Source organism: Microcystis sp. M_QC_C_20170808_M9Col, assembly GCF_007095495.1.
GTDB lineage: Bacteria > Cyanobacteriota > Cyanobacteriia > Cyanobacteriales > Microcystaceae > Microcystis > Microcystis aeruginosa.
The window spans coordinates 1-5,461 of the sequence record NZ_SFBZ01000339.1; the positions used below are offsets into that span (position 1 = coordinate 1).

Annotated in this window: 7 protein-coding genes; all 7 read right to left on the reverse strand. The window is 42.2% G+C overall.

Translation table 11 applies throughout. The annotated features are described in order from the left end of the window. Window positions 1-333: 333 nt before the first annotated feature. The 7 genes from EWV68_RS21355 to acnB all read right to left on the reverse strand — a co-directional run bounded on the left by EWV68_RS21355 (window position 334) and on the right by acnB (window position 5,253). Window positions 334-600: a BrnA antitoxin family protein gene (locus EWV68_RS21355; RefSeq protein WP_061431511.1), complete on the reverse strand. Its 267-nt coding sequence runs from the start codon at window positions 598-600 to the stop codon at window positions 334-336. After that, window positions 548-841, reverse strand: a complete 294-nt coding sequence (locus EWV68_RS21360; RefSeq protein ID WP_002735016.1) for a BrnT family toxin — start codon at window positions 839-841, stop codon at window positions 548-550. The genes EWV68_RS21355 and EWV68_RS21360 overlap by 53 nt, the downstream gene beginning before the upstream one ends. A gap of 139 nt (window positions 842-980) precedes the next feature. Continuing rightward, a complete protein-coding gene (locus EWV68_RS21365; RefSeq protein WP_002797260.1) occupies window positions 981-1,124 on the reverse strand; it encodes a hypothetical protein in 144 nt (47 codons plus the stop codon). Window positions 1,125-1,223: 99 nt separating this feature from the next. Continuing rightward, a complete protein-coding gene (locus EWV68_RS21370) occupies window positions 1,224-1,400 on the reverse strand; it encodes a hypothetical protein (RefSeq protein ID WP_002797259.1) in 177 nt (58 codons plus the stop codon). Between the two features lie 72 nt (window positions 1,401-1,472). After that, complete coding sequence (locus EWV68_RS21375) at window positions 1,473-2,303, reverse strand: hypothetical protein (protein ID WP_061431512.1); 831 nt, start codon at window positions 2,301-2,303, stop codon at window positions 1,473-1,475. 6 nt (window positions 2,304-2,309) lie between these two features. After that, entirely contained in the window at window positions 2,310-2,630 is a 321-nt protein-coding gene (locus EWV68_RS21380) for a DUF2584 domain-containing protein (RefSeq protein WP_223210942.1), read from the reverse strand. Between the two features lie 13 nt (window positions 2,631-2,643). After that, on the reverse strand, window positions 2,644-5,253 hold the full coding sequence (gene acnB, locus EWV68_RS21385; protein WP_287170969.1) for a bifunctional aconitate hydratase 2/2-methylisocitrate dehydratase: 2,610 nt from the start codon (window positions 5,251-5,253) through the stop codon (window positions 2,644-2,646). Window positions 5,254-5,461 lie beyond the last annotated feature (208 nt).

The window sequence follows — 5,461 nt, forward strand, 5'->3', positions numbered from 1 at the left end:
ATGCAAGGGTGATGCAAGGGTTTTAAGAGATTCTAGCAGATTTAAGTGCATTTGGGAAGCTCTCAATCAAGCTAAAAGCCCTTTCCTGTAAGGTTTTTAGATTTATTCAGCAAACCCTACTTATCAGCGTATCCCAAGCCAGATTTAAAAAATCAATGCCAGAGGATTTAAAATCATCTCCAGTCGGTACATCTATAATCATAATTTTTCGTACTCACTTTTATCATTTCATTTAAGGCGATTTATTGGTAAATGAGATTGTGTGGCTTTTCATCCCGCTCAAAATGATAGCGAACTTTTTTATTGTGTGGCTTGTACCCGAACTAAACTTGACTATACTTTGTGAGCCTCCGCATAAATCCGTAAAGCGGCGGACATTTTTTGTTCACAATCCTCGCCCTGTGATTGAAACCAAGCTAGGGTTTCGGTATCTACTTGAACAAGAACATTTACTTTCTCTACAGGTTTCCACCACCGCGATTTACTAAAAAACTCCTCGGTTAAGGGCGGAATATCGGATGTGTCGATTTCCTCTTCCGTAAGAGCGTCAACTTTCTCCCAATTCGTCTCGGAGGTATTGTTCATATCGTTTTCGTTCATAGGGTAAAGCTTTACGAAGTGAAATAATACGAATTGTATCTCTACTCGGTTCTGTAAAAACGACAACTACCACTCGGCCATCGAGCGTACCGATTCCTATCAATCGATCTTCGCCATAATTTTCTCGTTCGTCAAGGGAAACTCGAATGGGATGTTCAAATATCCGCTGCGCGTCCGCGAAGTCTAGATCGTGCTTGATGATATTCGCTCGGTTCTTTTGTCGATCCCACTCGAATTTCATATTTTTATTTTATCGAGTTGTCATTCCGTATATCGAAAAAAATCCTATAATTGTCGAAAATTCGATCGTTAGAGGGGTCATCTTGATCGAAATCAAAAGAAATCTTTCGCCTCGATCGAAATGACCCATAACCGGTCAACTAACTCAAAACACCGGAAGGAATCCCTAAGATATCCTCAATCTTAGGTAAATCTTCTAGGGGAATTACCTGGCCTTCATCCTCAAAACCAGCGATTTCAATTAAGATTGAGAATATTAATACTAGACAGGATAAGAGCTTCATATATCTAGAATGTATCAAACTAATCGGTCATGACTATAAAAACAAATCCGGGGGTAGATAACCCCCTTGTGTACAAATGATCTGGCAAATACATAAGAACTAATTAGCTGATGGTCTGAATTTTTGTTGTATTTTAGCCTTTATTCGAGCAATAAAGCTGGATTTGCTCTTTTTTTCGGGATCTTCGTAGATAAAAGTTTTGGCACTACCATCTTCTAATATTTCAATTAACTTTAAACTAGGTGCTTGTCTCTGTTGTTTTAGTGACTCAGACATAATAGTTTCCTCTGTGGTTTAGGTCTTAACCCTACTGTTATCATGAGTCAATTGCTTAACCTAGTCAATACCCTAGACATTATTCTTCATTCTCCAGAGTAATTTAACAACGTTATTGTATTGTGTCATCCAGTCTAAAATACTACTATGCAGATTTCTATCATTCATTGAGCTTAAATCCGCACTATCATCGGTATCAACAGCTAATAGTCCCAGAATAGAACTTTTTTGCAGTGCAGCTACAGCTAACACAATTTTTATATGAGGATTAATTAATAGTTCATTGTCTCTTTGGAGAGGGACATAAGAAGACGGTAATTGCTGGGAATTAGAAATATCAACAAACTCCAAAGCATACTTTCTTATAGTCTTCAGGTATGTGTAACCAATTACCCCTTCATCTAATTCAAAAAGTGCCTCTAGTTCCCTATCAGATACATTGCTAGTTTTACATACCATTTGGAGATTCCAAGTAAATAACTTTTGTCTCACTGGTATCCACAAGGATACTCTGATATTGCCCTGTAGATTAAATTTTTGTTTTATATCAACAGATAATTCTTCTAAAGAACTACTGATTGCTGGCACAATATTTAAGCGAATTGTTTCTAAAAGTTCAACAGTATCTTGTCCAGTCTGTGTTTGAGAGAGTAGAACAGGAATTCCTAAGATAATAATAGATATAATCGTAACTATTTGAGGACTTTTTAATAATTTCCATTCCCTAGGTATAGGACTATTCTCTCCTGTAAAAAATGAACTTGCATCCCCTAAACCTGTCACAATTGCTACTATTAAGTATAACAAAAATATGAGTTTTTCCCAAGGCTTGAATTTTCTGAGAAAATAATCAAATTCATACTTAATAATTCTTGCAATAATTATTCGTTGTTGATCCTTCATCTAATTTCAAGTTTCTTTGACAATAAAAGGGACTGGATAAATCCTATCAATTCTAAATAAAACTGTTGTTTGACGATTTTCCCAAACTAATTTTTCAATGATAACATCTGCGTAGGCGACCCAATGTTCATTTACCAAAGGAATGGGAACATCAACAGGAATAATTCTATAATCTTCTTTGCTCCCTTGATACTGTTTAGATAATTCCAAACTTTCTGGATAACCTTGAGATGGTTTTAACTTTAAAATACTATTCACTTCACAGGGCATCCCCATAAATTTTACCTCTTTATTTTCTGAACAAAAGGTGAGCTTTTCATAGCTCACCCTCAACTTCATACTAACTCAAAACACCGGAAGGAATCCCTAATATATCCTCAATTTTAGGTAAATCTTCTAGGGGAATTACCCGGCCTTCATCCTCAAAACCAGCGATTTCATTAAAGTTCAAATAGCGGTATAAATCGCTGGCAAAAGGATTAATTTTCTCGGTGACAATTGCGAGGTATTCCTCAACGGTGGGAATGCGTCCTAGCAGCGCACAAACCGCCGCTAATTCGGCGGAACCGAGATAGACTCGCGCATCTTTTCCCATGCGATTATTGAAGTTACGAGTCGAGGTAGAAAATACCGTCGCTCTGTCTTCAACCCGCGCTTGATTACCCATACAAAGGGAACATCCAGGCATCTCAGTACGGGCCCCAGAAGCGGCAAAAATGCCGTACATTCCCTCATCGCGCAATTGTTTTTCATCCATGCGGGTGGGGGGACAAATCCACAGTTTAGCCTTAGCAACTCCTGCTCCTTCTAATATCTTAGCGGCGGCGCGATAATGGCCGATATTAGTCATACAAGAACCGATGAACACCTCATCAATTTTATCCCCGGCGCATTCCGACATTAACTTGATATTATCGGGGTCATTGGGTGCGGCGACAATTGGTTCTTTAATCTCGCTTAAGTTGACGGTGATAATATCCGCATATTCGGCATCCTTATCCGCCTCCATCAGGACGGGATTAGCTAACCATTGTTCCATTTTTGCTACCCGACGTAGGATAGTTTTGGCATCACTATAACCCCGGGCTGCCATATTTTTTAACAGGGCCACATTAGAGCGTAAATATTCCGCCACTGTCTCGGTACTTAACTTAATCGTACAACCGGCGCAGGAACGTTCCGCCGTGGCATCGGTTAACTCAAAAGCCTGTTCTAATTTCAAATCCGGCAGCCCTTCCATCTCCATAATGCGACCGTTAAAAACATTTTTTTTGTTCTGTTTTTCCACGGTTAATTTGCCTTCTTGGATGGCAACGTAGGGAATAGCATTAACAATATCGCGCAGAGTTACACCTGGTTGTAATTCCCCCGTAAAACGCACTAAAACCGATTCTGGCATATCCAAAGGCATTACTCCCAAAGCGGCCGCAAATGCCACTAAACCCGACCCCGCAGGAAAGGAAATTCCCAGGGGAAAACGAGTATGAGAATCGCCTCCAGTCCCCACCGTATCCGGCAATAACATCCGATTTAACCAGGAGTGAATAATGCCATCTCCCGGACGTAAAGCGACCCCACCCCGGGTAGAGAAAAAGTCCGGTAATTGGTGATGAGTTTGAATATCAACCGGTTTCGGATAGGCTGCCGTGTGACAGAAACTCTGCATGACTAAATCGGCGCTAAAACCTAAACAGGCTAACTCTTTTAACTCGTCTCTGGTCATCGGACCGGTGGTATCCTGAGACCCTACCGTGGTCATAATTGGGTCACAGGAAGTACCCGGCCGCACCCCGGGTAAACCGCAAGCTTTGCCGACCATTTTTTGCGCTAGGGTGTAACCTTTACCGGTGTCATTAGGCATAGTGGGACGGGTAAATAGGGTACTAGCCTCAAGTCCCAAGGCGTGACGGGTTTTATCGGTGAGACTACGACCGATTAATAGGGGAATACGACCGCCGGCCCGCACTTCATCCAGAATTGTCTCAGGTTTGAGGCTAAAAGTGCTAATAGTTGCGCCCGCTTCGTTGGTGATTTTGCCTTCGTAGGGATAGATTTTAATCACATCCCCCGTGTTCATTTGGCTAACATCGCATTCAAGCGGTAAAGCGCCAGAATCTTCAGCAGTATTAAAGAAGATAGGGGCGATTTTACTGCCTAAAATATAGCCACCAGCACGTTTATTAGGTACAAAGGGAATATCATCGCCAATATGCCAGAGAACCGAGTTAATCGCCGATTTTCGGCTGGAACCAGTCCCGACCACATCCCCCACATAGGCGACCGGATGGCCTAATTTTTTCAATTCGGCAATGGTTTCTAAAGACCCCGGTTGACGGGTTTCTAACATTACCAAAGCATGGAGGGGAATATCAGGCCGGGTGGTGGCATGGGGAGCGGGAGATAGGTCATCTGTATTGGTTTCCCCCTGGACTTTGAAAACGGTGACGGTAATTTCTTTAGCAAGTTTCGGTTTAGCGATAAACCAAGCGCCATTGGCCCAAGCATCGATAACCTGTTTAGCGTAGGGATTGGTGTCGGATAATTCCAAAACCTCGTTAAACGCATCGAATACTAGCAGGGTTTTACTTAAAGCGCTGGCAGCAGCAGCGGCGATATTAATATCTCTGGATTTCAGCAGTTCAATCAGAGAATGAACGTTATAACCACCGACCATGGTTCCCAGTAAGTTAACCGCACCCTGGGGGGAGATAACGTTAGATTTTATTTCACCTTTGGCAATTCCTGTTAAAAATCCCGCTTTAACGTAGGCCGCTTCGTCAACTCCGGGGGGAACACGGTCACGCAGCAGGGTCAGCAATTCTCCCCTGAGTTCTTCGGGCGGATTTTTGAGTATTTCGCATAATTCCGCCGTTTGTTGAGCGTTGAGGGGAAGGGGAGGGATACCTAATTTCGCTCGGTCGGCAACGTGCTGATGATAGGCTTCTAACATAGGTCTATTGTCTCCTAGTCTTCACTTGTGACGGTTTCTTCCTAGGTTACTGGATCTTTGCTAGTCTCGGAATTTCTAGGTTAACGAGAGTTGACATCCTCACCGCCGTAAACGGACGGCGATTCCCAAACCTCACGATTTAGGTTTCTGCTTCTTTCCCTTGCGGGGTTCCGCACCTGCCTTAACAGATTTACTCTGTTCTGGTCTT